The organism is Aestuariirhabdus litorea, from assembly GCF_003864255.1.
Taxonomy (GTDB): Bacteria; Pseudomonadota; Gammaproteobacteria; order Pseudomonadales; family Aestuariirhabdaceae; genus Aestuariirhabdus; species Aestuariirhabdus litorea.
Genome location: NZ_QWEZ01000002.1, coordinates 1,282,793 through 1,309,005, shown reverse-complemented (window position 1 = coordinate 1,309,005; position 26,213 = coordinate 1,282,793). Strand labels below are relative to the sequence as shown.

General features: G+C 59.3%; 21 protein-coding genes and 2 tRNA genes. 1 reads left to right on the top strand and 22 read right to left on the bottom strand.

The window, feature by feature from the left end; all coding sequences use genetic code 11:
• Window positions 1-5 precede the first annotated feature (5 nt).
• The 16 genes from miaA to rlmE form a co-directional block, all read right to left on the bottom strand.
• Window positions 6-923 carry a tRNA (adenosine(37)-N6)-dimethylallyltransferase MiaA gene (miaA, locus tag D0544_RS16165; protein ID WP_125017975.1) on the bottom strand — a complete coding sequence of 306 codons (918 nt, stop codon included), beginning with the start codon at window positions 921-923 and terminating at the stop codon, window positions 6-8.
• Window positions 924-1,199: 276 nt separating this feature from the next.
• On the bottom strand, window positions 1,200-3,308 hold the full coding sequence (gene pnp / locus D0544_RS16160) for a polyribonucleotide nucleotidyltransferase (protein ID WP_125017973.1): 2,109 nt from the start codon (window positions 3,306-3,308) through the stop codon (window positions 1,200-1,202).
• Between the two features lie 250 nt (window positions 3,309-3,558).
• A complete protein-coding gene (gene rpsO / locus D0544_RS16155; protein WP_125017971.1) occupies window positions 3,559-3,828 on the bottom strand; it encodes a 30S ribosomal protein S15 in 270 nt (89 codons plus the stop codon).
• 141 nt (window positions 3,829-3,969) lie between these two features.
• Entirely contained in the window at window positions 3,970-4,893 is a 924-nt protein-coding gene (truB, locus tag D0544_RS16150; RefSeq protein ID WP_125017969.1) for a tRNA pseudouridine(55) synthase TruB, read from the bottom strand.
• A gap of 6 nt (window positions 4,894-4,899) precedes the next feature.
• Complete coding sequence (gene rbfA / locus D0544_RS16145) at window positions 4,900-5,295, bottom strand: 30S ribosome-binding factor RbfA (protein ID WP_125017967.1); 396 nt, start codon at window positions 5,293-5,295, stop codon at window positions 4,900-4,902.
• 6 nt (window positions 5,296-5,301) lie between these two features.
• Window positions 5,302-7,806 (bottom strand): translation initiation factor IF-2, encoded by a 2,505-nt coding sequence (gene infB / locus D0544_RS16140; protein ID WP_125017965.1) that lies wholly within the window; start codon window positions 7,804-7,806, stop codon window positions 5,302-5,304.
• Window positions 7,807-7,831: 25 nt separating this feature from the next.
• Window positions 7,832-9,334 carry a transcription termination factor NusA gene (gene nusA, locus D0544_RS16135; RefSeq protein WP_125017963.1) on the bottom strand — a complete coding sequence of 501 codons (1,503 nt, stop codon included), beginning with the start codon at window positions 9,332-9,334 and terminating at the stop codon, window positions 7,832-7,834.
• A 61-nt stretch (window positions 9,335-9,395) separates the two neighbouring features.
• Window positions 9,396-9,851, bottom strand: coding sequence for a ribosome maturation factor RimP (gene rimP / locus D0544_RS16130; protein WP_125017961.1), 456 nt, complete (start codon window positions 9,849-9,851; stop codon window positions 9,396-9,398).
• Between the two features lie 150 nt (window positions 9,852-10,001).
• Window positions 10,002-10,078: transfer RNA gene (locus D0544_RS16125), tRNA-Met, on the bottom strand.
• Between the two features lie 136 nt (window positions 10,079-10,214).
• A tRNA-Leu gene (locus D0544_RS16120) sits at window positions 10,215-10,301 on the bottom strand.
• A gap of 15 nt (window positions 10,302-10,316) precedes the next feature.
• Window positions 10,317-10,685: a preprotein translocase subunit SecG gene (gene secG / locus D0544_RS16115; protein WP_125017959.1), complete on the bottom strand. Its 369-nt coding sequence runs from the start codon at window positions 10,683-10,685 to the stop codon at window positions 10,317-10,319.
• Window positions 10,686-10,689: 4 nt separating this feature from the next.
• The gene (gene tpiA / locus D0544_RS16110; protein ID WP_125017957.1) at window positions 10,690-11,436 is read right to left on the bottom strand and encodes a triose-phosphate isomerase; all 747 of its coding nucleotides are present in this window, start codon (window positions 11,434-11,436) and stop codon (window positions 10,690-10,692) included.
• A gap of 79 nt (window positions 11,437-11,515) precedes the next feature.
• Window positions 11,516-12,856 (bottom strand): phosphoglucosamine mutase, encoded by a 1,341-nt coding sequence (gene glmM / locus D0544_RS16105; RefSeq protein WP_125017955.1) that lies wholly within the window; start codon window positions 12,854-12,856, stop codon window positions 11,516-11,518.
• On the bottom strand, window positions 12,856-13,704 hold the full coding sequence (gene folP / locus D0544_RS16100; protein ID WP_164880953.1) for a dihydropteroate synthase: 849 nt from the start codon (window positions 13,702-13,704) through the stop codon (window positions 12,856-12,858). Before folP ends, glmM begins: the two co-directional genes overlap by 1 nt.
• A 66-nt stretch (window positions 13,705-13,770) precedes the next feature.
• Window positions 13,771-15,711 carry an ATP-dependent zinc metalloprotease FtsH gene (ftsH, locus tag D0544_RS16095; protein WP_125018376.1) on the bottom strand — a complete coding sequence of 647 codons (1,941 nt, stop codon included), beginning with the start codon at window positions 15,709-15,711 and terminating at the stop codon, window positions 13,771-13,773.
• Between the two features lie 170 nt (window positions 15,712-15,881).
• Entirely contained in the window at window positions 15,882-16,502 is a 621-nt protein-coding gene (rlmE, locus tag D0544_RS16090; RefSeq protein ID WP_125017953.1) for a 23S rRNA (uridine(2552)-2'-O)-methyltransferase RlmE, read from the bottom strand.
• A gap of 148 nt (window positions 16,503-16,650) precedes the next feature.
• On the opposite strand from rlmE, the gene yhbY reads away from it, so the two are divergent.
• Window positions 16,651-16,959, top strand: a complete 309-nt coding sequence (gene yhbY, locus D0544_RS16085; protein ID WP_125017950.1) for a ribosome assembly RNA-binding protein YhbY — start codon at window positions 16,651-16,653, stop codon at window positions 16,957-16,959.
• Between the two features lie 77 nt (window positions 16,960-17,036).
• Here yhbY and greA read toward each other — a convergent pair whose 3' ends face one another.
• The 6 genes from greA to dnaK all read right to left on the bottom strand — a co-directional run bounded on the left by greA (window position 17,037) and on the right by dnaK (window position 26,123).
• Window positions 17,037-17,516, bottom strand: coding sequence for a transcription elongation factor GreA (greA, locus tag D0544_RS16080; RefSeq protein ID WP_125017948.1), 480 nt, complete (start codon window positions 17,514-17,516; stop codon window positions 17,037-17,039).
• Window positions 17,509-20,733 carry a carbamoyl-phosphate synthase large subunit gene (carB, locus tag D0544_RS16075; RefSeq protein ID WP_125017946.1) on the bottom strand — a complete coding sequence of 1,075 codons (3,225 nt, stop codon included), beginning with the start codon at window positions 20,731-20,733 and terminating at the stop codon, window positions 17,509-17,511. The genes greA and carB overlap by 8 nt, the downstream gene beginning before the upstream one ends.
• Before the next feature lie 69 nt (window positions 20,734-20,802).
• On the bottom strand, window positions 20,803-21,933 hold the full coding sequence (gene carA / locus D0544_RS16070) for a glutamine-hydrolyzing carbamoyl-phosphate synthase small subunit (protein WP_125017944.1): 1,131 nt from the start codon (window positions 21,931-21,933) through the stop codon (window positions 20,803-20,805).
• Between the two features lie 190 nt (window positions 21,934-22,123).
• On the bottom strand, window positions 22,124-22,927 hold the full coding sequence (gene dapB, locus D0544_RS16065; protein ID WP_125017942.1) for a 4-hydroxy-tetrahydrodipicolinate reductase: 804 nt from the start codon (window positions 22,925-22,927) through the stop codon (window positions 22,124-22,126).
• Window positions 22,928-22,941: 14 nt separating this feature from the next.
• Window positions 22,942-24,078, bottom strand: coding sequence for a molecular chaperone DnaJ (gene dnaJ / locus D0544_RS16060; RefSeq protein ID WP_125017940.1), 1,137 nt, complete (start codon window positions 24,076-24,078; stop codon window positions 22,942-22,944).
• Window positions 24,079-24,203: 125 nt separating this feature from the next.
• Window positions 24,204-26,123, bottom strand: a complete 1,920-nt coding sequence (dnaK, locus tag D0544_RS16055) for a molecular chaperone DnaK (protein ID WP_125017938.1) — start codon at window positions 26,121-26,123, stop codon at window positions 24,204-24,206.
• Between the last annotated feature and the right edge of the window lie 90 nt (window positions 26,124-26,213).

The following is a 26,213-nucleotide window of genomic DNA, read 5'->3' as shown; positions in this document are numbered from 1 at the left end:
CCGCTTTATAACAAGCCATGCTCGGCCAGCAGTGCGCGCGCCTCGGCTAATGGCTCTCCCTCAGCATCCAGCCAGTGAATGCGGTGCCCCTGGCGCTCCATACGCCGAAACCAGGTATCCTGGCGCTTGGCGTACTGATGGATCGCGGCATTGAGCTTTTGCATCAGGTCGTTACGATTCTTGATCTCTCCTTGCAGGTAATCGGCCACGTAACGGTACTCGAGGCCATAATACTGCAGCCGGAACCAGGGGGTACCTTCGGCATGAAGCCGCTCCACCTCCTCGATCATCCCCCCCTCCAGCCGTGCGCGGAGCCGCTCGGTAATGCGCTGGCGCAACAGCGGACGCGGCCAGCGAATCCCCAGCAGCAAGGGCCTTACCCTGGGCAACGGCGGCAACGCATCGGCCAACTGCGCCTCACCCTCGGCCACCTCGATCGCTCGCACAAGGCGCTTGCGGTCGAGAGTGTCGGTGGTGTTGTGCAACGGCTTCAGGGCCGCCAGTCGCGCCTCCAGCTGCCCCATCTCCAGCCCTGCCAGCTCGCTGCGCAAGGCGGCATTCTCCGGCACATGGATAAGGCGATAACCACTCACTACTGCTTCGAGATAGAGTCCACTACCACCCACCATGACCGGCAGGCAGTCCCGCATACGCAGCTGCTCATAGACATCAAAAAAATCCTGCTGGTAGCGATAAACGTTGTACTCTTCTCCGGCATCGACGATATCGATCAGATGGTAAGGCACCTCGCCATACTCCTCGAGATCCTTTCCGCTACCGATATCCATCCCCCGGTAAACCTGACGCGAATCGGCGGAGATCACCTCTCCTCCGCAGTCCCGCGCCAACTCGATACCCAGGCGGGTTTTGCCCGAGGCCGTGGGACCGAGAACCACCAATAGGTTGATCTGTTCTGTTGCCATGCTCTGCTCCTGATCCAGCCCGCATTATCGCACAGCAGCGACCGACAGGGATGTCGGGAGTGCCTGGTTGACGATAGAGAGCCGCAGGAGCAGTTATCGCGACCGACAGGGACGTCGGAAGTGCCGATCACGCAGGAGCAGTTATCGGCCCGCGATCTACTTACGTTTTACCTTGGATCGCTTCCGCCTTCCCTGGCTCACGCGATCTACTTACATCCTGTAAGCAAAAAAAAAAGAGAGCCGAAGCTCTCTTTTTTGCCTTGGTGATGTGGGGGATTAATCCTCCAGATCGGCCTCGGCGGCAGCGACTTCCTTGATGCTCAGCTTGATGCGTCCGCGGTTGTCCACGTCCAGCACCACCACTTTCACCTCTTCTCCCTCTTTGAGGAAGTCAGTCACCTTCTCTACACGCTCCTCGGAGATCTGGGAGATATGAACCAGACCATCCTTGCCGGGCAGGATGTTAACGAAGGCACCGAAGTCGACGATGCGCTCAACCTTACCGGTGTAGATCTTGCCTACTTCGGCTTCGGCGGTGATGCTCATCACCATGTCGACTGCAGCTTTGCTCGCGGCCTTGTCCTCGGCGTAGATCTTGACGGTACCGTCATCTTCGATGTCCACGGATGCACCGGTGGTTTCGCAGATTGAACGGATAGTAGCACCGCCCTTTCCGATCACGTCACGAATCTTGTCAGGATCGATCTTGAGTGCGGTCATGGCGGGCGCATTGTCGGACAACTCGGGACGAGGCTCGGCCAGTACCTTGTTCATCTCGCCCAGAATGTGCATACGCGCTTCGTTGGCCTGGGCCAGCGCGATCTCCATGATCTCTTCGGTAATCCCCTGGATCTTGATATCCATCTGCAGAGCGGTGATGCCCTCGTCGGTACCGGCTACCTTGAAGTCCATGTCACCCAGATGATCTTCATCACCCAGGATATCGGTCAGAACGGCAAACTTGTCACCCTCTTTCACCAGGCCCATGGCGATACCCGCCACCGGAGCCTTCAGCGGAACACCCGCATCCATCAGGGCCAGGCTGGCACCACAGACAGAGGCCATGGAGCTGGAGCCGTTGGATTCAGTGATCTCGGAAACCACACGAATGCTGTAGGGGAACTCCTCCTCGGTGGGCAGCATCGCCTGGATACCACGGCGCGCCAGGCGGCCATGACCGATCTCACGACGACCGGGGCTGCCGACACGACCACACTCACCAACGGAGTAGGGAGGGAAGTTGTAGTGCAACATGAAGGGGTCACGCTTTTCACCCTCAAGGGTGTCGAGGCGAAGCGCATCCCGGGCAGTGCCCAGGGTTGCAGCCACGATCGCCTGGGTTTCACCACGGGTAAAGAGGGCGGAACCGTGGGCACGAGGCAGGATACCGGCTTCCACGTTGATCGGACGCACGGTGCGGGTGTCGCGACCATCGATACGAGGCTCGCCGTTGACCACATTCTGGCGAACGGTGCTCTTCTCCAGGGAAGCGAAAGCCTTCTTGATCTCCTCGGCAGAGTACTGGCCTTCGCCTTCGCCGGCCAACTGCTCGATCACAGCGGCACGCACGCTATCGAGCTCGTCGTAACGCTCAAGCTTGTTGGTGATCTTGTAGGCGGCGCTGATCTTGCTGCCGGCAGCCAGGTTAACGGCGTCCAGCAGGGCTTCGTTCTTGGCCTCTGGCTGCCACTCCCAACGGGGTTTGCCCGCTTCGGCAACCAGCTCGTTGACGGCGGCAATCACCGCTTGGTACTGCTGGTGAGCGAACAGAACCGCACCCAGCATCTCGTCTTCGGTCAGTTCGTCCGCTTCGGACTCAACCATCAGGACCGCTTCGCTGGTACCGGCAACCACCATGGCCAGCAGGGAGTCCTCGAGCTGCTCGAAGCCCGGGTTGAGCATGTAACCGTCCTCTTCGGTGAAACCGACGCGGGCGGCACCGATGGGGCCGTCGAACGGAATACCGGAGATCGCCAGCGCAGCGGAGGTACCGATCATAGCGGCGATATCAGGATCCTGGCGCTTGTCGGTGGACATCACCGTACAGGTCACCTGCACCTCGTTCATGAATCCCTTGGGGAACAGCGGACGGATCGGGCGATCGATCACACGGGAGGTCAGGGTCTCGCGCTCGGAGGGACGCCCTTCACGCTTGAAGAAACCACCGGGGATCTTACCGGCAGCGTAGGTCTTCTCCTGGTAATGAACGGAGAGGGGGAAGAAGCCACGCCCTGCGTCAGCCGTCTTGGAGCCAACGACGGTCGTGAGGACCGACAGGCCGCCCATGGTTACCATTACAGCACCAGTGGCCTGGCGCGCGATTCGACCTGTTTCCAGGGTTACGGTTTGATCACCAAATTGAAATGTCTTAGTTACCGGGTTCACGGTTGTTTCCTTCTTTACTTACTGTTTGTCAAAATTCGTCTGTTCGTTACCTATCGTTCTACTGCAGTGCCGCGGAGCGGCGGTTTGTGCACCCCATGTCGACCACATCCTATCTCTCTCAGGTGGCCCAACTGGCGGGGAGTCCAGCACAAACAAAACACCGCTAAAGACCCCAACGGGATCAATAGCGGTGCTTGAAAAACGGAATACCCACCGGAGGGTGGGTATTCAGCCGATAAGTCATCGAGACTTAGCGACGCAGACCGAGGCTGCTAATCAGAGCCTTGTAGCGATCAACATTCTTGCCTTTCAGGTAGTCCAGCAGCTTACGACGCTGGTTTACCATGCGGATCAGGCCACGACGTGAGTGGTGATCCTTGTGGTTGTTCTTGAAGTGACCCTGCAGGCTCTCGATGTTCGCGGTCAGCAGAGCGACCTGAACTTCGGGGGAACCGGTATCACCTTCAGACTGTTGATACTGCTTAACAACTTCTGCTTTCTTTTCAGCACTTAATGCCATGGTATGTTCTCCATAGAAATATGCATTGAGCAGCCTGGGCTGCCGTGAATTCAGGCATAACCGTGCATATTTACAGTTACCCTGATGCGCCCTGACCCCAACGGGGATCCAAGGATGCGCGATTATAGCAGAGATAGCCGATTAACGTACAATTAATCGCCGGGGGGCGATGCGCCCGTCATCATCGATCTCGCCAATACCCAGAAACAGGCGCTCACCCGCCTCCGGCTGATGGTAGATACGCACCCAGCCGCTGGCCGGGGAACGAGGCACCATCACCGCCTGCCCCTGCCCAATGTAGTAGGCACTGGTATCCCCCACCGACACTTCAGGCCAGTGGGCAATCGCCTGGTCGGCTGGGATCAAGAGGGCATCCAGCCCCTCGTGACCACTGGTTTCACGAATCGCCTCCAGGGCCTCGATGCTGTAGCTCTGCGTCTCCTCGAAAGGCCCGGCGCGGAAACGCCTGAGGGTCTTTACATAGGCACCGCAGCCGAGGGCATCCCCGATATCCTGCACCAGCGAGCGAATATAGGTTCCCTTGCTGCAGAGCACCCTCAGCTGAGCCTCTTCACCATTGTACCCCTCGGCCAGGAGCTCATAAATGACCACCGAGCGCGCCTTGCGCTCGATCTCGATCCCTTCACGGGCCAGCTTATAGAGCGGCTTGCCGTCCACCTTGAGGGCGGAGTACATCGGTGGCACCTGCTGCTGGGGTCCACGGAACTGCTCCAGCACCTGCTCCAGCCGGGCCGCATCAAAGTCGGGAGCCGCGACCTCGGTCAATTCCCCCTCGGCATCACCGGTATTGCTGCGAGCGCCGAAGCGGGCGGTGGTGAGATAGCCTTTGTCAGAGTCGAGAAGGTACTGGGAAAACTTGGTGGCCTCTCCCAGGCAGATCGGTAACACACCGGTCGCCAGGGGATCAAGGCTGCCGGTGTGGCCCGCCTTGGCGGCTCCATAGAGACGCTTAACCCGTTGCAATACGCCATTGGAGGTTTCGCCCTGGTGCTTGTCCACCAGGACAATGCCACTGATGGCGCGTCCGCGATGTCGACGACCCATGGATGCTTACTCCGTGGAATCGCTGTCGTCGTGGGGGTGCTTGCTGTCTTCGCTCAGCGCCCGGTCTATCAGCGAGGAGAGGTGCCGTCCACGGGCGAGACTCTCATCGTAGTGAAAACTGAGCTGGGGAGTGGTACGCAGTTTAATGGCGCGCGCCAGCAGTGAGCGGAGAAAACCCGCGGCACTGTTGAGTACCTTGAGCTGTTCCTCAATTGCCTCGGGGCTCTCATCCCCCATAAAGGTGACATATACCCGCGCATAGGCCAGGTCCCGGCTGACGTCAACGCCACTCACCGTTACCATGCCCAGGCGTGGGTCCTTGATCTCCTGCTGGATGGCACGGGCCAACTCCTTCTGGAGCTGGTCCGCGACACGCTGGGTACGACTGTAGTCTTTGGCCATTATCGATCAGCTATCCAGGGTACGGGCGACTTCGACGCCTTTAAAGACCTCGATCATGTCACCGACGCGTACGTCGTTGTAACTCTTCACACCGATACCACACTCGACACCGTTACGGACTTCGTTGACGTCATCCTTGAAGCGACGCAGAGACTCCAGCTCGCCCTCGAACACCACCACGTTGTCGCGCAGCACACGGATGCGCTCGTTGCGGTAAACGGTACCCTCAACCACCATACAGCCGGCAATGGCGCCCAGCTTGGGTGAGCGGAATACGTCACGCACCTCGGCAATACCGACAATCTCTTCGCGCAGCTCGGAGCCCAGCAGACCGGTCAGGGCTTTTTTCACATCATCGATGATGTCGTAGATAACGCTGTAGTAGCGCATATCCACATCTTCGCTCTCGACGATACGGCGTGCACTGGCGTCGGCGCGAACGTTAAAGCCGAAGATCACCGCGTTGGAAGCCAGCGCCAGGTTGGCATCGGTTTCGGTAATACCACCCACACCACTGGAGACCACCTTCACACTGACCTCGTCGTTGCCAAGGTCACTGAGGGCACCAATAAGCGCCTCCAGGGAACCCCGTACGTCGGTCTTAAGAACCACGTTGAGGGTCTTGCGATCGCCGCCCATATTGTCGAACAGGTTCTCCAGCTTGGATGCCTGGGCACGCGCCAGCTTCACCTCGCGGAACTTGCCCTGACGGAACAGGGCGATCTCACGGGCCTTGCGCTCGTCGCGCACCACCAGCAGCTCGTCACCCGCATCCGGTGTACCGTCCAGCCCCAGGATCTCGACCGGGATGGAGGGGCCGGCGTCCTTGATGGGAGCACCGTTTTCGTCAAGCATGGCCCGTACACGACCATACTGCTGGCCCACCAGCACGTTATCGCCGGCACGCAGGGTACCGTTCTGTACCAGCACGGTAGCCACTGGACCGCGACCCTTATCGAGACGGGACTCAACCACCACACCACGGCCGGGCGCCTGAGGTACCGCCTTCAGCTCAAGGATCTCCGCCTGCAGCAGGATGGAGTCGAGAAGGTCATCGATACCCAGCCCGGTATGCGCCGATACCGGAATGAAGGGGGTATCACCACCCCAATCCTCAGGCAGTACATCCTTGGCGGCCAACTCACTCTTGAGGCGATCGGGATCCGCCTGCTCTTTATCCATCTTGTTCATGGCCACCACCATGGGCACACCGGCGGCCTTTGCGTGTTGAATCGCCTCTTCCGTCTGCGGCATCAGGCCGTCATCGGCCGCCACCACCAGCACCACGATATCGGTGGCCTTGGCACCACGGGCACGCATCGCGGTAAACGCTGCGTGGCCGGGGGTATCCAGGAAGGTGATCATGCCGTGGCCGGTTTCTACGTGGTAGGCACCGATATGCTGGGTAATACCACCAGCCTCACCGGCCTGCACCTTGGCCTTACGAATATGGTCGAGCAGCGAGGTCTTACCGTGGTCTACGTGACCCATAACGGTCACCACAGGGGCGCGGGACTGCTCATCACCCTCTTCGTGGGCCTGATGATCATCTTCAAGACCCTCCTCAATGGCGTCGGCATTCACCAGCTTCACCTTGTGACCCATCTCCTCCACCACGATGCTCGCAGTTTCCTGGTCGATCACCTGGTTGATGGTCACCATGGAGCCCATGGTAAACATCGCCTTGATTACCTCGGCCGCCTTCACAGACATGCGCTGGGCCAGCTCGGCCACGGTAATGGTTTCCGGCAGGGCTACTTCACGCACCACCGGTGCGGTGGGCTTCTCAAAGGCGTGTTCGGCATGCTGACTGCCACGACGGTGGTTCTTTCCTGCCCTCATGCGATCGCTGCCCTTACGCGCTTTCTCGCTGCGGTGCAGGGTCGCACGACCACCCGCGGAACGCTTACCACGGCCAGGGCCACGCTCATTGCCCTGACGGCGCGCATCTTCAGCCTCACGGCGCGCACGATCCTGCTCTGCGCGGCGCTGGTCCTCGATGGACTTGCGCTGAAGCTCGGCGGCCTGGCGCTCCGCTTCCAGGCGCTCGGCCTCGCGACGCTCAGACTCCTCTTTCTTACGAGCCTCTTCTGCCTGACGCTCTGTTTCCTGACGCTGGCGAGCCTCCTGCAGCTTGCGATCCTCTTCGTCAGCCTTGCGAACAGCCTCCTCGCGACGGGATTTCTCAACCTCCACCTCGGGGGCGATGTTGCGCTTTACGTAAGTACGCTTCTTGCGCACCTCCACATTAACGGTTTTGCCCTTGGCGCCACCACCTACCTTCAGCTGGCTTACGGTCTTGCGCTTGAGGGTAATCTTGCTGGGCTCGGCCTCGGTATCGGCTTCACCGTGGCTGCGCTTAAGGTACGCCAATAGCTTCTGTTTCTCTTCGTCGGTAATCAAATCGTTACCGGAAGTTTGGGAAAGACCTGCGTCCTTCATCTGTTCCAGCATACGTTCTACCGGAGTACCGACAACCTGTGCGAGTTGGTCTACTGTCACTTCTGACATTCGCTGTTCTCCTCTAATTCGGTTCTTAACCCTGAGTACTGTCTTCGAACCAGGGGGCACGCGCTGTCATAATCAACTGTCCGGCACGCTCTTCATCCATTCCTTCAATCTTCAGCAGGTCATCCACAGCCTGCTCGGCGAGGTCCTCCATGCTGCAGATACCCTCTGCGGCCAACAGGAACGCCAGATGCTTTTCCATACCATCCATGTTCAGCAGGTCTTCCTGCGGCTGGCTGGACTCAAGCTTCTCCTCACTGGCAATCGCCAGGGTCAACAAGCGATCCTTGGCGCGCTTACGCAGCTCCTCGACGATCTCCTCGTCGAAGCCTTCGATCTCGAGCATCTCCTCCAGGGGAACGTAGGCGACCTCTTCAATGGAGGTGAATCCCTCCTCCATCAGCACCATAGCGATATCTTCATCGACATCGAGCTGCGCCATAAAGGTGTGGGCGATACTGTCGGCTTCCTTGTTCTGCTTGGCAATCGCTTCCTCTTCGGTCATCACGTTGAGGGACCAACCGGTCAGCTCACTGGCCAGGCGGACGTTCTGGCCACTGCGACCAATCGCCTGCGCGAGGGTGTCCTCGGCTACCGCCACATCCATGGTGTGGGACTCTTCGTCCACCACGATAGAGGCCACCTCGGCCGGTGACATGGCATTAATAACCAGCTGCGCGGGGTTATCGTCCCACAGGATAATGTCGACACGCTCGTTACCCAGTTCACCGGATACCGCCTGCACGCGGGAGCCCCGCATGCCCACACAGGCACCCACAGGATCGATGCGACCATCGTTGGTCTTTACCGCGATCTTGGCGCGCGAGCCCGGATCACGCGCTGCCGCGCGAATCTCAATCACCTCTTCGGCAATCTCCGGAACTTCGATCTTGAACAGCTCAACCAGCATTTCCGGAGCGGTGCGGCTCAGGATCAGCGAAGGACCCCGCTGCTCGGCACGAATCTCCAGCAGCAGTGCGCGGACACGGGTACCCACGCGAAAGCTTTCACGGGGAATAATGTGTTCGCGAGGCATCAGGGCCTCGGCATTGTTGCCAAGATCGATGATCACGCTGTCACGACTCACTTTCTTAACGGTACCGCTGACCAATTCACCGACACGCTCACGATACGCGTCCACGACCTGGGCACGCTCGGCCTCGCGAACCTTTTGTACAATCACCTGCTTGGCGGTCTGGGCAGCGATACGGCCAAAATCAACCGACTCAACCTGCTCTTCCCAAACACTGCCAATTTCGAGGCTCTCATCCTTCTCCTTGGCTTCATCCAGCGTGAGCTGGGCACCAGGAATTGAGAAGTCCTCATCAGCAACCACCTCCCAGCGACGGAAAGACTCATAGTCTCCGCTGTGGCGGTCGATAACAACGCGGATATCCACGTCGGTTTCGTTGACGTAACGCTTTTTGGTCGCGGTGGCCAGCGCACTTTCCATCGCTTCAAAAATAACTTCCTGCGGTACTCCTTTTTCGTTGGAGACCGATTCAACAACCAGCAAAATCTCTTTACTCATGCTTGCCTCACCTAACGCTTGAGCCCGCTTTTCCCTATGAAAGCCGGGTCACGCCAACAAATTAAAACCGGGGAACAATGTTCGCCTTTTCAATGGAATCGATTGGAAACAGGTACTCATGGTCCTCCACCTGAAGCACCACCTCATCCCCCTCCACAGCCTTGATGACACCTTTGTATTTACGGCGTCCATCGAAGGGCACGCGCAAGCGCAGGCTAACCGCATGCCCTGAATAAACTTCAAACTGCGCGATCGTAAACAGCGGACGATCCATACCGGGCGAAGACACCTCGAGGGTGTACTCACCGGCAATGGGGTCTTCCACATCCAGCACGGCACTGACCTGGCGACTGACCGCTTCGCAATGGTCCAGCGTAACCCCCTCGGGGGAATCAATGTAAACTCGCAACAGGGTGTGTCGCCCCTGGGAGACATACTCTACCCCCCAGAACTCGAGCCCCAGCCCTTCAGCAACCGGCTTCACCAGCCCCTCAAGGATTTCCAGCTTGCTTGCCACGGCAGCAACCTCCCGCGCGTAATGACGACTAAAAACAGCAGCAACAAAAAATGGGCATAAAGCCCATCCCAAAATGCCGATCAGAACAATCTCCGCCGGCGCTCTTAAAAGCTAACAAAAAGCCCCTGAATAGGGGCTTTTTAAAAAAGTTGGTAGCGGGGGCCAGATTCGAACTGACGACCTTCGGGTTATGAGCCCGACGAGCTACCAGGCTGCTCCACCCCGCACCTATTCGCGGATCGGGATTATAGACCTTCAATCCCTTCAAGGTCAACCGCCCTGGTAGTGGCAGACCCTTTCACAAACACTTACTGATCGACTCGATCCAAAGCTCTTTACAGACCTAAGATGAGGGTCAAAAATTGGTGCCGAAGGCGGGACTTGAACCCGCACGAGCTATCGCTCACTACCCCCTCAAGATAGCGTGTCTACCAATTCCACCACTTCGGCAAATACTACTTCGAATCAGTTGCTCGGCAGGGAGGGCGCATCGCCCGCCGCTGAGGACTGCTCCGAGATCGGTGCATCGTTCGCGGGCAGAGCGGGGTCAACCTGCTCAACCGGAACCACCGGAATTCCATCATTTACCCTGACCAGCTCTGACTTATCCTTTGCAATCACAGCCAAAGCCAGACTGGTGACAAAGAAAGCCGTAGCCAGCGCAGCCGTCACACGACCAAGAAAGCTTCCAGAGCCCTGACTACCGAATACCGTCTGTGAGGCACCTCCACCAAAGGAGGCTCCTGCGTCAGCGCCTTTGCCCTGCTGCAACAACACCAGGCCAATGACCGCCAAGGCCACCAGAACATGTACAATCAGTATTGCTGTCTCCATCAAACTACCCTGCTGCGCGACATATCGCTATAAATTCACTCCCCACCAGGGAAGCTCCACCAACCAGACCACCGTCTATGTCGGCCTCGGCAAACAGCTCCGCCGCATTCGCTGCTTTAACGCTGCCACCGTAAAGTATTCTTACCCTATCCGCAAGGGATCCGCTGACCTCAGCCAACACTCCCCGGATATAGCCATGTACCTGTTGCGCCTGTGCCGGTGTAGCGGTCAATCCGGTACCGATTGCCCACACTGGCTCGTAAGCCACCACCCAGTCACCCAACTCGCCAAAGCGCTCGTGATCAAGCAAAGCCTTCAGCTGCCGACCAACCACTTCCAGGGTCTGCCCAGCCTCACGCTGCTGCAGGGTCTCACCCACACACACAATGGGAGCCACTCCGGCCGCACTGGCCTGCAACGCCTTTGCCGCTACCAGGGAGTCAGTTTCCGCATACAGCGTACGCCGCTCCGAGTGCCCTACGATCGCATAGTGACAACCTAAATCCGCCACCATGGCCGCCGATATCTCGCCGGTATAGGCACCAGAATCCGCTTCGCTAAGATTCTGCACACCCCACCCAATGGAGCTCTCTTTAAGCTGCTCTGCCACCGCTTGCACATAAAGTGCTGGCGGACAAACCGCAACCTCGGCAGTGCCAAGATTCTCGGCAAGGCATTGCGCAAGCAATGCCTGATTGGCAGATTGACTGCCATTCATCTTCCAATTACCCACGACCAGAGATCGACGCATAAAAACCTCAGCTGGCTAGGAAGGCGGGCAATCTTAGCGTAGAGATTCGCAAGATACAACCGCCTCTCGAAAAATTAATTCAGGACACAACAACGGACTCAACAGCCGCCGCCAACTGGCGAGCCAGGCGATCTACCAGGTCCGCATTCTCGCCCTCGACCATCACCCTCACCACCGGCTCGGTACCCGAAGGCCGTAGCAGAACTCGCCCCGAATCGGCCAATTCTGCCTCCGCCTGCGCAACGGCTTCCACCACCACCGGGTTGCTCACCACATCCACCTTCACCGGCAGGCGAACATTGATCATGGTCTGCGGAAACATGGTCATCGCCGAGCACAACTCGCGCAAGGATTCACCACTGGCTCTCACTGCCCTAACCACCTGCAGGGCCGCGACAATACCATCACCAGTAGTACTCACATGACGGCAGATTATATGGCCCGAAGATTCGCCCCCGAGCTGCCAGCCGCGCTCGTTCATCAACTCGTTGACGTAGCGATCACCCACCTTGGCACGCGCGAACTCGATGCCGCGCTTTTTCAACCCCAACTCCATGCCCAGGTTGGTCATCAGGGTTCCAACCACGCCACCATCCAGCTTGCCCGCCTGGTGACGCGCACAGGCGATGATAAACAGCAGCTGGTCACCATCGACCACCTCGCCACGATCATCAACCATCATCACCCGATCACCATCACCATCGAAGGCGATACCCAGGTCCGCGCGTCGCTCGATCACTTCACTGCGGAGCGCTCCCAGCGAGGTGGAACCCACATCGCGGTTAATGTTGAGGCCGTTGGGCTTTACCCCGATCTCGAACACCTCGGCTCCCAGCTCACGAAATACCGCCGGTCCCATATGGTAGGTGGCGCCGTGGGCGCCATCGACTACAATGCGCATCCCCCTGAGATCCAGGTGGTTGGTGACGGTTCCCTTGCAATACTCAATGTAACGCCCGGCCGCATCATCGATACGGGTAACCTTGCCCAGCTGGTCCGGGGGAACCACCGTCATAGGCTGATCGATCATCTCCTCGATCGCCAGCTCAACGTTGTCTGCCAGCTTGGTGCCGTTGGCGGAGAAGAATTTGAAGCCATTATCGGTGTAGGGGTTGTGGGAGGCGCTGATCACAATCCCCGCCTGCGCATTAAAGGTACGAGTCAGATAGGCGATTCCTGGCGTCGGCATCGGCCCCAGCAAACAGACATCCACCCCGGCCGCTGACAACCCAGCCTCAAGCGCCGACTCAAACATGTAGCCGGAAATACGGGTATCCTTACCGATCAGGATTTTGCTGCGCCCCTCGCGGGCAAACACTTTGCCCGCCGCCCAACCCAGCTTAAGGATAAACTCCGGGGTAATAGGGGCCTTGCCCACCACTCCACGAATCCCGTCAGTTCCAAAATATTTTCTCGCCATCAGTCCTCACCCACCAACCGAGTTTTTTTGACTGCATCGACCATGGCCAACGCATCATGAGTTTCTTTCACATCATGCACACGTAAAATCTGTGCGCCTGCCTGAGCCGCCATCACGGCAACCGCAAGGGAACCGTAGAGCCGGTCTGCCGGATCTGCACGCCCGAGCACCGCCCCCACCATACTTTTCCTGGACATACCCACCAGCAGGGGAACGCCCAACCGGGCGAAACGATCCAACCCCCTCAGCAGCTGCAGATTGTGTTCGAGCGTCTTGCCAAAACCAAAGCCCGGATCCACCAGCAACCGGGAACGGTCGATACCGGCCGCTTCACAACACTCGATACGCTGCAACAGAAAAGCAGACACCTCGGCAATCACATCCTGGTAGTGGGGGGCTACCTGCATGGTGCCCGGCTCACCCAGCATATGCATCAGGCATACCGGCACCTCCAGAGTTGCCGCCATTGCCAGGGCACCAGGTCGTTGCAGGGCACGCACATCATTGATCAAACCGGCACCGGCGGCCACCGCCTCACGCATCACCTCAGGCGTGCTGGTGTCCACCGAGACCACCACATCCAACTCGGCCCGGATGGCAGCCACCAGCGGCACCACTCGCTCCAGCTCCTGCTCCACCGAGACCGGCTCGGCTCCCGGGCGGGTTGACTCCCCGCCCACATCAATAAAGCTGGCGCCGGCGGCCACCATCTCCCGCGCGTGCTGCAACGCCCGCTCCGGGTCGATAAAACGCCCACCATCGGAAAAGGAGTCCGGCGTCACATTCAGCACCCCCATCACCCGAGGGCTATCCAGTGAGCGCCGCTGCCGGCCGAAGTCAAGAACCATCGGGCTCTCCTTAAAGCAAACCGACGGCACTCAGCCGTCGGTCAGGGGATAAACAACAGGAAGGGATCAGTGCTCGCCGGCGGGGCCACCAATGGGGTCATCGGAGGCGTCCTTCTTTGGCTCCTCAGGGGCAGCAGGCTCATCCGACTCAGCCGCGGCTGAACCGCCACTGTCATCATCGCCCCAGCCCTGAGGGGGACGCGGGGCACGGCCCGCCATGATGTCATCGAGCTGCGCGCCGTCGAGGGTCTCGTATTGCATCAGCGCCGCTGCCATGGCGTCGAGCTTGTCACGGTTCTCCCGCAGAATGGTCTCGGCACGCTCGTAGCAGCTATCGATCACATGACGCACCTCGTCGTCGATCACCTTGGCGGTCTCAGCCGACACGTGCAGACGCTTGCCCTGCTGCTTACCGAGGAACACCTCACCCTCTTCCTCTTCGTACAGCAGGGGACCGAGCTTCTCGGAGAGACCCCAACGGGTCACCATGCTGCGGGCAATTTGCGAAGCCCGCTGAATGTCGTTGGAGGCCCCGGTGGTGACACCGCTTTTGCCCAGCGTCATCTCCTCGGCGATACGACCGCCAAACAGACTGCACACCTGGCTTTCGAGGGATTGCTTGCTGTGGCTATAGCGATCCTCCTCGGGCAGGAACATGGTCACACCCAGGGCGCGACCACGGGGAATAATACTGACCTTGTAGACCGGATCATGGTCAGGGACCAGTCGGCCAACGATGGCATGGCCCGCCTCGTGGTAGGCCGTATTCAGTTTTTCCTTCTCGCTCATCACCATGGACTTGCGCTCGGCACCCATCATGATCTTGTCCTTGGCCAGCTCGAACTCGTTCATGGTCACGGTGCGACGGTTGGCGCGGGCGGCAAAGAGTGCAGCCTCATTCACCAGGTTGGCCAGGTCCGCGCCGGAGAAACCGGGCGTACCCCGTGCTATCACCTCGGGCTTGACGTTATCGTGGATCGGCACCTTGCGCATATGCACCTTAAGAATCTGTTCGCGTCCGCGAATATCGGGCAGCCCCACCACCACCTGGCGGTCAAAACGACCGGGGCGCAGCAGCGCCGGGTCCAGCACATCGGGGCGGTTGGTAGCGGCGATCACAATCACCCCCTCATTGCCCTCGAAGCCGTCCATCTCGACCAGCAGCTGGTTCAGGGTCTGCTCACGCTCGTCGTGGCCACCGCCAAGGCCGGCGCCACGATGGCGACCCACAGCGTCGATCTCATCAATAAAAATGATACAGGGAGACTGCTTCTTGGCCTGTTCGAACATGTCACGCACCCGGGAGGCACCGACACCGACAAACATCTCGACGAAGTCAGAACCCGAGATAGTAAAGAAGGGGACCTTGGCCTCGCCGGCGATCGCCTTGGCCAGCAGGGTCTTACCGGTACCGGGCTGACCCACCATCAGTACACCGCGGGGGATACGGCCGCCGAGACGCTGGAACTTACCGGGGTCACGCAGGAACTCGACCAGCTCGCGCACATCCTCCTTGGCCTCTTCAACACCGGCCACATCGGCAAAGGTGGTCTTGATCTGGTCTTCGCTCAGCAGGCGCGCTTTGCTCTTGCCAAAGCTCATCGGGCCACCACGGCCACCGCCGCCACCCTGCATCTGGCGCATGAAGAACATAAAGACCGCGATGATCACCAGAATCGGGAAGCTGGCCACCAGTAACTGGGTCCAGATACTCTGTTTTTCGATCGGCTTGGCCACCACGTTGACCTTGTTGCGCAGCAGCTCATCCATCAGCTTGTCGTCGCGCACCGTTGGGGGCAGGTTGGTGGAGAAACGCTCGTTGTTCTTCAGTTCTCCATGCAGTCGATACCCGTCGATGGTGACCCGATCAACCCGGTCATTCTCCACCTGCGTAATAAAGTCGGAATAGCTCAGCTCCGATGAGGTGGGCTGCATGGTGCCGAAGTTTTTGAACACCGTCAGCAACACCAACGCAATGATCAGCCACAGGACCAGATTTTTTGCCATATCGTTCAACAGGTTATCCTCTTCGTTCAACCCGCAGCGGGGTTCACTCCCGCCCATCTACATGCCAGAACACCTAGCCCTGACCCTTAGACCCGGTAGAGCAGTGCATCCACTGCCGACAGTCTACCAAGTTTAGACCTCAATACTGTAATTTAGCTCCATCCGCCGAGCTATCCTTTAAAGCCCCGCGCCAACAGGTAGATCTCCCGCGAGCGGGGCCGGGAGGCATTGGGCTTACGACTCTGCAAGCGCTCAAAACTGCCCCTCAGGTCCCTGAAGTATTCGTCAAAACCCGCCCCCTGGAACACCTTGGTCAGGAAGGTTCCGCCCGGTTTCAACACCTGGCGTGCCATATCCAGCGCCAACTCGGCCAGATACATGGCCCGAGGCTGGTCGACCGCCGTCATACCACTCATATTGGGGGCCATATCGGAGATTACAAGGTCTACCTGCTCCGAGCCGATGGCCCGCAGAATCTCCTCCAGGACCGCCTCTTCGGTAAAATCCCCCTGCACGAAGGTGACATCCGCCAGCGGATCCATCGGCAAAATATCCGAGGCCACAATGCGTCCCCGATCCCCAAGGATCTGGGCAGCCACCTGGCACCAGCCGCCCGGGGCAGCCCCCAGGTCGACCAACGACATCCCCGGACGCAGGATGCGATCCTTCTCCTGAATTTCCAGCAGCTTATAGCTGGCACGGGAGCGATAGCCATCCTTCTGGGACTGTTTGACATAGGGATCGTCAAAATGTTCTTTCAGCCAGCGACCGCTGCTTTTTGACCTTGCCATGAAAACCTCTTGGAGTGCGTTCCGGCCCAGTGAAAACTGTGACCGGCGCGGGGAGTGGTGTAAAATGGGCCCTTACGAAGCCCTTTGAGCCACCACGGGGTTGACGTTAATTACCCTATATTAAGGCTTATGCGGAGATAAACAAACGATGCCCCTGACAGCGCAGCAGAAAAAGCACTACCGAGCGATCGGCCACAAACTCAACCCCGTTGTGATCGTGGCCGGTAATGGCCTGTCCGAAGGGGTGATTGAGGAGACTCTCCGCGCACTGGAGGACCACGAGCTGATCAAGGTGAAGTTCCAGGTCGGCGACCGTGAAGTCAAAAAGAGCCTGATTCCCCAACTGTGCCAGCAGTGCGATGCGGAGCTGGTGCAGACCATTGGCAACATTGCCCTGATCCTCAAACACGCCAGCAAACCCAAGGTGCAACTGTCGAACCTGACCCGCCCCATCTAGGGTTCGATCCGCCCTGAGGCACACTGCATAAAAAAGCCGGCAAATGCCGGCTTTTTTATGCAGGCAGCGCGAAGCGATCAAGCCAGGTGCTTTACCTGGTCAATCTCGTAGACCACCTCACCACCCGGGGTCGTCACCACCACTTCATCACCCTCCTCCTTGCCAATCAGGGCACGGGCGATGGGCGAGTTAACGGAAAGCTTGCCTACCTTGATATCGGCTTCGTCGTCACCCACGATGCGATAGGTAACCTCCTCTTCGGTGTCCACGTTAATAATGGTCACCGTGGTACCGAAAATCACCTTGCCAGTGGCGGGAATGGTTGTAATATCGATTACTTGGGCATTGGAGAGCTTACCCTCAATTTCACTGATCCGCCCCTCCGCAAACCCCTGTTGCTCACGGGCCGCATGATACTCAGCGTTCTCCTTGAGATCGCCGTGCTCACGCGCCTCGGCAATGGCCGCAATAATGCGTGGACGATCAACCGTCTTGAGTTGATTGAGCTCATCGCGGAGGGCCTTTTCCCCCTCCACGGTCATCGGAATCTTAGTCATCCAAAATACCCTTGTGTAGATCCTGAAGGCGGCGAACCTGGCGCTCGGGACCAAACCCGATCGCTTCGGCAATCGCCTCGGCTCCGGCAATGGTAGTGGTATAGGGCACCTTGTGCTGGAGCGAAGAACGACGGATTGTATAGGAATCGGTGGTCGCCTGGCGACCCTCGGTGGTGTTGATCACCAGGGAGATCTCATCGTTCTTGATCATATCGACCAGGTCAGGACGCGCCTCAACCACCTTGTTGACCCGCTCGACGGGAATCCCCGCCTCGGCGATGGCCGAGCAGGTACCGGCGGTCGCATAGAGCTCAAAGCCCTCCTCAACCAGCTTACGGGCCACGCCGATAGCGCGGTATTTATCCTCGTCACGCACACTGATCACCACCTTGCCACCCGTCGGCAGGTGCTCACCCGCCGCCATGTGGGCCTTGGCAAAGGCCTCGGCAAAGCTCTTGCCAACCCCCATCACCTCACCGGTCGACTTCATCTCGGGGCCGAGAATCGGGTCCACTCCGGGGAACTTGTTGAAGGGGAAGACCGCCTCCTTGACGCTGAAGTACTCGGGAATCACCTCCTCGGTGAAGCCCAGCTCAACCAGACTCTTGCCTGCCATCACCCGGGCCGCGATCTTGGCCAGCGAGTCACCGATGCACTTGGAAACGAAGGGCACCGTACGGGAGGCACGGGGGTTCACCTCGATCACGAAGACCTGCTCATCCTGGATCGCCAACTGGACGTTCATCAGACCCACCACCTCAAGCTCCAGCGCCATGCGAGTGACCTGGTCGCGAATACGCTCCTGCAGCTCCTCGCTGATGCTGTAGGGGGGCAGTGAACAGGCCGAGTCACCGGAGTGGATGCCCGCCTGCTCGATGTGCTGCATGATGGCACCGATCACCACCCGCTCGCCGTCACACACGGCATCCACATCCACCTCAACCGCGCGATTGAGGAAGTAGTCGAGCAGCACCGGGCTGTCGTTAGAGACCTGTACCGCGTCGCTCATGTAGCGCTTGAGTTCGTCGACATTACCGACAATCTCCATCGCCCGGCCACCCAGTACGTAGGAGGGGCGAACCACCAGCGGATAGCCGATCTCGGACGCCTTGATGATCGCCTCCTCGGTACTGCGAACGGTGGCGTTCTCCGGCTGTAGCAATTGCAGGCGCTGGATCATCTGCTGGAAACGCTCACGGTCCTCGGCGCGGTCGATCGCCTCGGGACTGGTACCGATAATGGGGACACCGGCCGCCTCCAGGTCGCGAGCCAGTTTCAGAGGCGTCTGGCCACCGTACTGTACGATCACCCCCTTGGGCTTCTCGACATCCACGATCGCCAGCACATCCTCCAGGGTCACCGGCTCAAAATAGAGGCGATCGGAGGTGTCGTAGTCGGTGGAAACGGTTTCCGGATTGCAGTTGACCATAATGGTCTCAAAACCATCTTCACGCATCGCCAGGGCCGCATGCACACAGCAGTAGTCGAACTCGATCCCCTGGCCGATACGGTTGGGACCGCCACCAAGCACCATGATCTTGTCACGGCTGGAGGGGGCGGCTTCGCACTCCTCATCGTAGGAGGAGTACATGTAGGCGGTGGCGGAGGCGAACTCGGCGGCACAGGTGTCGACCCGCTTGTAGATCGGGCGAATTCCCAGCTTCTGGCGGTGTTCACGGAAGCTCTTTTCGGTCACTCCCAGCAAGCTCGCCAGGCGCGCATCGGAGAAGCCCTTGCGCTTGAGGCGATAGGTCAGTTCGGCATCGCAGTCATGCAGCCCCAGGGAGGCCACCTTCTGTTCGTCGGCGATCAGGTCCTGCAGCTGAACCAGGAACCAGGGGTCAACGTGGGTGTGCCCATGGATCTGCTCCATCGACAGTCCGGCACGGAAGGCATCGCCGATGTACCAGATGCGGTCGGCACCGGGGGTGCTCAGCTCGCGCACCAGGCGGGTGTCGGCGTCCTCATCGTCGAGGTTGATAAAGGGGTCGAGTCCGTGAACGCCCACCTCCAGACCCCGCAGGGCTTTCTGCAAGGACTCCTGGAAGTTACGGCCGATCGCCATCACCTCGCCCACTGACTTCATCTGGGTGGTCAGGCGGTCGTTGGCCTTGGGGAATTTCTCGAAGGCAAAGCGCGGCACCTTGGTCACCACGTAGTCGATGGCCGGCTCGAAGGAGGCGGGGGTAACGCCACCGGTGATGTCATTGCTCAGCTCATCCAGGGTGTAGCCCACTGCCAGCTTGGCCGCAATCTTGGCGATCGGGAAACCGGTGGCCTTGGAGGCCAGAGCGGAGGAGCGGGACACCCGCGGGTTCATCTCGATCACTACCATGCGCCCGTTTTCGGGGTTGAGACCAAACTGGACGTTGGAGCCACCGGTCTCGACACCGATCTCACGCAATACCGCCAGCGAGGCGTTACGCATGATCTGGTACTCCTTGTCGGTCAGGGTCTGGGCCGGCGCGACGGTAATGGAGTCACCGGTGTGTACCCCCATGGCATCGAAGTTCTCAATGGAGCAGACGATGATGCAGTTATCGTTTTTGTCGCGAACCACCTCCATCTCGTACTCTTTCCAGCCGATCAGGGACTCGTCGATCAACAGCTCGTTGGTGGGCGACAGGTCGAGGCCGCGCTCGCAGATCTCGATAAACTCTTCACGGTTGTAGGCGATACCACCACCCGTACCACCCATGGTAAAGGAGGGACGGATAATACAGGGGAAGCCAACTTCCGCCTGCACGGCGTGGGCCTCCTCCATGTTGTGGGCGATGCCCGCCTTGGGGGTATCGAGGCCGATGTTCTTCATCGCCACATCAAAACGGGAGCGGTCTTCGGCCTTATCGATGGTGTCGGCGTTAGCGCCGATCATCTCCACGCCGAACTTCTCCAGCACCCCGTGGTGCTCCAGGTCCAGCGCGCAGTTGAGCGCCGTCTGTCCACCCATGGTGGGCAGCAGCACATCGGGGCGCTCCTTTTCAATGATCTTGGCGACCGTCTGCCAGCGTATCGGCTCGATGTAGGTGGCATCGGCCATCGATGGATCGGTCATGATGGTAGCCGGATTAGAGTTCACCAGGATGACCCGGTAACCCTCTTCACGCAGGGCCTTGCAAGCCTGTGCACCGGAGTAGTCGAACTCGCAGGCCTGGCCGATAACGATCGGGCCCGCTCCTAAAATAAGAATGCTTTGTATGTCTGTACGCTTTGGCATGGTGAAATTCTTCTGGCTGCTGGTCTCAGGGTCACCTGGGTGACCCGTGGCAAAGGTAGGGCGCCCTAATTAACGGCGCTCGCGAATCAGATCGATAAAGCGATCAAACAGGGGGGCCACGTCGTGGGGCCCCGGGCTCGCTTCCGGGTGCCCCTGGAAGCTGAATGCCGGCTTATCCGTACGCGCAATACCCTGCAAAGAGCCGTCGAACAGGGATTTGTGGGTCGCCTTCAAACACTCCGGCAGTGAGTTCTCACTCACCGCAAAGCCGTGATTCTGGCTAGTAATCATCACCACTCTGGAATCCAGATCCTGAACCGGGTGGTTGGCGCCGTGGTGTCCAAACTTCATCTTCTCGGTGCTGGCACCGCTGGCCAGCGCCATCAGCTGGTGACCCAGGCAGATACCGAACACCGGAATATCGGTCTCCAGAATCTTCTGAATCGCCTCGATGGCGTAGTCGCAGGGCTCAGGATCACCGGGACCGTTGGAGAGGAAAACCCCATCGGGGTTGAGCGCCAGCACTTCGCTGGCCGGAGTCTGGGCCGGCACTACGGTGAGACGGCATCCGCGCTCTACCAGCATACGCAGGATATTACGCTTGACCCCGAAGTCGTAGGCCACCACATGGTAGGGCAGCTCGGTGGCATCGGGGTGGGAATCGGTTTCCAGGCTCCACACGCTGTTGACCCATTCGTAGCGCTCGGTGGTGGAGACCTCTTTGGCCAGATCCATCCCCTTCAGCCCCGGGAACGCTTTGGCCAGTTCCAGCGCGCGCGCCGCGTCGGGGGCATCGCCGGCGATAATACAGCCGTTCTGGGCGCCCTTCTCCCGCAGGATACGGGTCAGGCGGCGGGTATCGATATCTGCGATCGCCACCAGGTTGCGCTCTTTGAGGTACTCATCGAGGGGTTGACGGTTTCGCCAGTTGCTGGCCAACAGCGGCAGGTCTCGGATGATCAGGCCCGCTGCCCATATCTGGGCGGATTCCTCATCCTCCGGCGTGGTGCCGGTGTTGCCGATGTGTGGATAGGTCAGGGTCACCATCTGGCGCGCATAAGAGGGATCGGTCAGAATCTCCTGATAGCCGGTCATCGCCGTATTGAAGACCACTTCCCCACTTGTTTCCCCGGACGCACCGATGGAAACCCCTTTAAACACGCTCCCGTCTTCGAGAACCAAAATGGCTGATTGGGTCAAAGATTCCTCCCCCTGTAATCCCAGAAACCGCTAGTCAAACTCAAAAAAAAACGAGATGAGCACTCGATGCCGCATCTCGTTCTTATTAGTTACCTGTCGTAAAGCGCACCTGCCCACTTTCGGACGCAAAATTGGCGGGATTTTACGGAATTATCTCCCCCCTGTCCATGCTGATTTGCGCCGCACCACCTCAATTCAGCTCCAGTACATCCTGCATATCAAACAGCCCGGTACTCTTGTGCTGAAGCCAGATAGCGGCCCGCACTGCCCCCTTGGCAAAGGTCATCCGGCTGGAAGCCTTGTGGGTAATCTCTACCCGCTCCCCTTCAGTGGCAAACATCACCGTGTGATCACCCACCACATCGCCGGCCCGAATGGTCTCGAAACCGATGGTCTTGGGGTCACGCGCCCCGGTGACCCCTTCCCGGCCGTAAACAGCACACTCGGAGAGATTGCGACCAAGGGCATCAGCCACCACCTCCCCCATCCGCAGCGCCGTCCCTGAGGGGGCGTCCACCTTGTGGCGGTGGTGAGCCTCGATGATCTCGATATCGTACTCATCGCCCAGGGATTTGGCCGCCAGCTCCAGCAATTTGAAGCAGAGGTTGACCCCCACGCTCATGTTGGGAGCAAACACCAGCGGAATATCCTCGGCCGCCACCTTCAGCTGTTGCTTCTGCGCGTCGCTCAGCCCCGTGGTGCCGATCACCACCGCCTTGCCATGTTCACGACACAGCTCTACGTTGGCCAGTGTCAGCTCGGGATGGGTGAAGTCAATCAGTACATCGAACAGGTCCAGCTTGTCCGCCAGGCGCCCACTCAACTCGACCCCCAACTTGCCAACACCCGCCAGCTCGCCGGCGTCGCCACCCAGCAAGCTGCTGTCGGGGCGGTCGATTGCCACCGCCAACGCTGCCTCGCTGTTTTCATTCAGGGCCTCAATCAACACCCGACCCATGCGACCCGCTGCACCGACAACCGCTACTCGCACCATCTAACCGTTCTCCATCAGGACTTCATGTCATCAAAAAAGCTTTTCACACCCTCAAACCAGGAGGTTTTACGGGGGGACTGTTTACCGGTTCCCTCGGCTTCGAAGGAGCGTTGCAGCGCTTCCAGCAACTCCTTCTGTTCGCGGGTCATATTGACCGGTGTTTCAACGATCACCCGGCACATCAGGTCGCCCTGACTGCCGCCGCGCACCGGGGCAACCCCCTTGCCGCGCAGGCGGAACAGTTTGCCGGTCTGGGTTTCCGGCGGCACCTTGAGCTTTACGCGACCATCGAGGGTAGGTACCTCCAGTTCACCACCGAGGGCGGCATCCACGAAGGTGATGGGCACTTCGCAATAGAGGTGTTTGCCATCACGGTGAAAAATGGAGTGCTCCTGCACCGCCACCTGCACATAGAGGTCCCCGGAGGGGCCGCCATTGACGCCCGCCTCGCCCTCACCCGCCAGGCGGATGCGGTCGCCGGTATCGACACCGGGCGGTACCTTGACCGACAGGGTCTTGTACTCCTGCACCCGGCCAGCACCATGACAGCTGCGACAGGGATCCTTGATCTGCTTGCCACTGCCGTGGCAATTGGGACAGGTCTGCTGCACCGAGAAGAAGCCCTGCTGCATCCGTACCTGACCCACACCGCCGCAGGTGGTACAGGTCTCCGGCTTGGAACCCTTGGCCGCACCACTGCCACTGCAGGTGTTGCACTCGACCTGGGTGGGGATACGAATCTTCTTGGTCACCCCTTTAACCGCCTCCTCCAGGGAGAGCTCGAGGGGGTAACGCAGGTCAGAGCCGCGCTGTACCGAGCTGCGCTGACCACCGCCACCACCGAAGATGTCGCCAAATACATCGCCAAAGATATCACTGAAGCTGCCCGCACCGGCACCACCAAAGCCACCGCCACCCTGGCTGGCATCCACCCCGGCGTGGCCATAGCGATCATAGGCGCCCCGCTTCTGCGCATCGGAAAGCACCTCGTAGGCCTCATTGACCTCCTTGAACTTCTCCTCGGCGGTATGGTCATTGGGATTACGGTCGGGGTGATACTTCATCGCCTTGCTGCGATAGGCCTTCTTCAGGTCCTTCTCCGATACCTCCCGGGAGACCCCAAGCACCTCATAGTAATCTCGTTTTGACATATCCGTTTTCCTGACTGGCCAACCTGGTGGTAGCCGCTAACACTTCGTGCAGATTGATACAGCAACGCGGGAGATAATCCCCCGCGCTGCGACAACACAGGCCCGCCAGGGCGGGCAGGACGACCTTACTTCTTGTCGTCCTTAACCTCTTCAAACTCCGCGTCCACCGCATCGTCGGCGCCGTTATCGGCCTCCGGCTGGGCGTCACCGGACTGCGCCTCGGCCGCCTGCTCGGCGTAGATCTTCTGCGCCAGGCTGGAGGATGCTTCGGTCAGTGCCGTGGTCTTGGCCTCGATGGCCGCCTTGTCGTCACCCTTCAGGGCCTCTTCCAGCTCCTTGATGGCGTCTTCGATGGCACTCTTCTCCTCTTCGGTCGCCTTGTCACCGGCTTCCTCAAGGGTCTTGCGGGTCGCATGGATCAGGCCGTCAGCAGTGTTACGTACGCCAACCATCTCCTCAAACTTGCGATCCTCCTCGGCGTTGGCCTCGGCATCGGCCACCATCTTCTGGATCTCGTCATCGGACAGGCCACTGGAGGCCTTGATCACGATCGACTGTTGCTTGCCGGTTCCCTTGTCCTTGGCGGACACGTTGAGGATACCGTTGGCATCGATGTCGAAGCTCACCTCGATCTGGGGCATGCCACGGGGAGCCGGTGGGATGTCGGTCAGGTCGAAGCGGCCCAGCGACTTGTTCTGCGCCGCCTGCTTACGCTCACCCTGGCAGACGTGGATGGTCACGGCCGGCTGGTTGTCATCGGCCGTAGAGAACACCTGCGATTTTTTGGTCGGGATAGTGGTGTTCTTCTCGATCAGGGCGGTCATTACACCCCCCATGGTTTCGATCCCCAGGGTCAGCGGGGTAACGTCGAGCAGCAGTACATCGGTCTTCTCGCCGGACAGGACACCCGCCTGGATGGCAGCACCCATGGCCACGGACTCGTCGGGGTTCACATCCTTGCGCGGATCACGACCGAAGAACTCTTTCACCTTGGTCTGTACCAGCGGCATACGGGTCTGGCCACCCACCAGGATCACCTCGTCGATATCGGAGATATCGAGGTCCGCATCCTTGAGCGCGGTACGGCAGGGAGCGATGGAGTTGTCCACCAGGTCCTCAACCAGCGACTCCAGCTTGGCGCGGGTCAGCTTGACGTTCAGGTGCTTGGGACCGCTCGCGTCAGCGGTGATGTAGGGCAGGTTAACGTCGGTCTGCTGGGAGGAGGAGAGCTCAATCTTGGCCTTCTCACCGGCTTCCTTCAGGCGCTGCATCGCCAGCGGGTCACCCTTGAGGTCGATACCGCTCTCTTTCTTGAAAGCGTCAGCCAGGTAATTGATGACGCGCAGGTCGAAGTCCTCACCACCGAGGAAGGTGTCACCGTTGGTGGCCAGCACTTCGAACTGGTGCTCACCGTCAACGTCAGCGATCTCGATGATGGAGATATCGAAGGTACCGCCACCGAGGTCATAGACCGCGATAGTCTTGTCGCCGGCTTTCTTGTCCATGCCGTAGGCCAGGGCAGCAGCCGTCGGCTCGTTGATAATACGCTTCACCTCCAGGCCCGCGATGCGACCCGCATCCTTGGTGGCCTGGCGCTGGGAATCATTGAAGTAGGCCGGCACGGTAATAACCGCCTCGGTCACCGACTCGCCCAGGTAGTCCTCGGCGGTCTTCTTCATCTTCTTCAGAACCTCGGCAGAGATCTGGGGCGGCGCTTTCTTGTCGCCCTTCACCTCAACCCAGGCGTCACCGTTGTCGGCCTTGATGATTTTGTAAGGCACCATGGTGATATCTTTTTGCACCTCGGCGTCTTCGAAACGACGACCGATCAGTCGCTTGATGGCGAACAGGGTGTTGCTGGGGTTGGTCACCGCCTGGCGCTTGGCCGGCTGTCCCACCAGGGTTTCACCATCGTCAGTAAAGGCGATGATGGAGGGGGTAGTGCGATCACCCTCCGCGTTCTCCAGCACCTTGGCCTTATCGCCATCGAGGATAGCTACGCAGGAGTTGGTGGTTCCCAGGTCAATTCCGATAATTTTTCCCATCTCTTCTCTCTCCAATCACGCCCCGCTGGGGCGCCAATCTCTGTCTGAATAATAAAACCGGTGCGGTCCAGTCCAACCGACGTCCCTGTC

Coding starts and splice junctions, on each gene's coding strand:
- miaA (WP_125017975.1), bottom strand. CDS start 923: ATGGCAACAGAACAGATCAACCTATTGGTGGTTCTCGGTCCCACGGCC.
- nusA (WP_125017963.1), bottom strand. CDS start 9,334: ATGAGTAAAGAGATTTTGCTGGTTGTTGAATCGGTCTCCAACGAAAAA.
- secG (WP_125017959.1), bottom strand. CDS start 10,685: ATGGAGACAGCAATACTGATTGTACATGTTCTGGTGGCCTTGGCGGTC.
- glmM (WP_125017955.1), bottom strand. CDS start 12,856: ATGGCGAGAAAATATTTTGGAACTGACGGGATTCGTGGAGTGGTGGGC.
- dnaK (WP_125017938.1), bottom strand. CDS start 26,123: ATGGGAAAAATTATCGGAATTGACCTGGGAACCACCAACTCCTGCGTA.
- tpiA (WP_125017957.1), bottom strand. CDS start 11,436: ATGCGTCGATCTCTGGTCGTGGGTAATTGGAAGATGAATGGCAGTCAA.
- yhbY (WP_125017950.1), top strand. CDS start 16,651: ATGCCCCTGACAGCGCAGCAGAAAAAGCACTACCGAGCGATCGGCCAC.
- rpsO (WP_125017971.1), bottom strand. CDS start 3,828: ATGGCATTAAGTGCTGAAAAGAAAGCAGAAGTTGTTAAGCAGTATCAA.
- greA (WP_125017948.1), bottom strand. CDS start 17,516: ATGACTAAGATTCCGATGACCGTGGAGGGGGAAAAGGCCCTCCGCGAT.
- dnaJ (WP_125017940.1), bottom strand. CDS start 24,078: ATGTCAAAACGAGATTACTATGAGGTGCTTGGGGTCTCCCGGGAGGTA.
- rlmE (WP_125017953.1), bottom strand. CDS start 16,502: ATGGCAAGGTCAAAAAGCAGCGGTCGCTGGCTGAAAGAACATTTTGAC.
- folP (WP_164880953.1), bottom strand. CDS start 13,704: ATGGTTCTTGACTTCGGCCGGCAGCGGCGCTCACTGGATAGCCCTCGG.
- dapB (WP_125017942.1), bottom strand. CDS start 22,927: ATGGTGCGAGTAGCGGTTGTCGGTGCAGCGGGTCGCATGGGTCGGGTG.
- infB (WP_125017965.1), bottom strand. CDS start 7,806: ATGTCAGAAGTGACAGTAGACCAACTCGCACAGGTTGTCGGTACTCCG.
- carB (WP_125017946.1), bottom strand. CDS start 20,733: ATGCCAAAGCGTACAGACATACAAAGCATTCTTATTTTAGGAGCGGGC.
- rbfA (WP_125017967.1), bottom strand. CDS start 5,295: ATGGCCAAAGACTACAGTCGTACCCAGCGTGTCGCGGACCAGCTCCAG.
- truB (WP_125017969.1), bottom strand. CDS start 4,893: ATGGGTCGTCGACATCGCGGACGCGCCATCAGTGGCATTGTCCTGGTG.
- ftsH (WP_125018376.1), bottom strand. CDS start 15,711: ATGGCAAAAAATCTGGTCCTGTGGCTGATCATTGCGTTGGTGTTGCTG.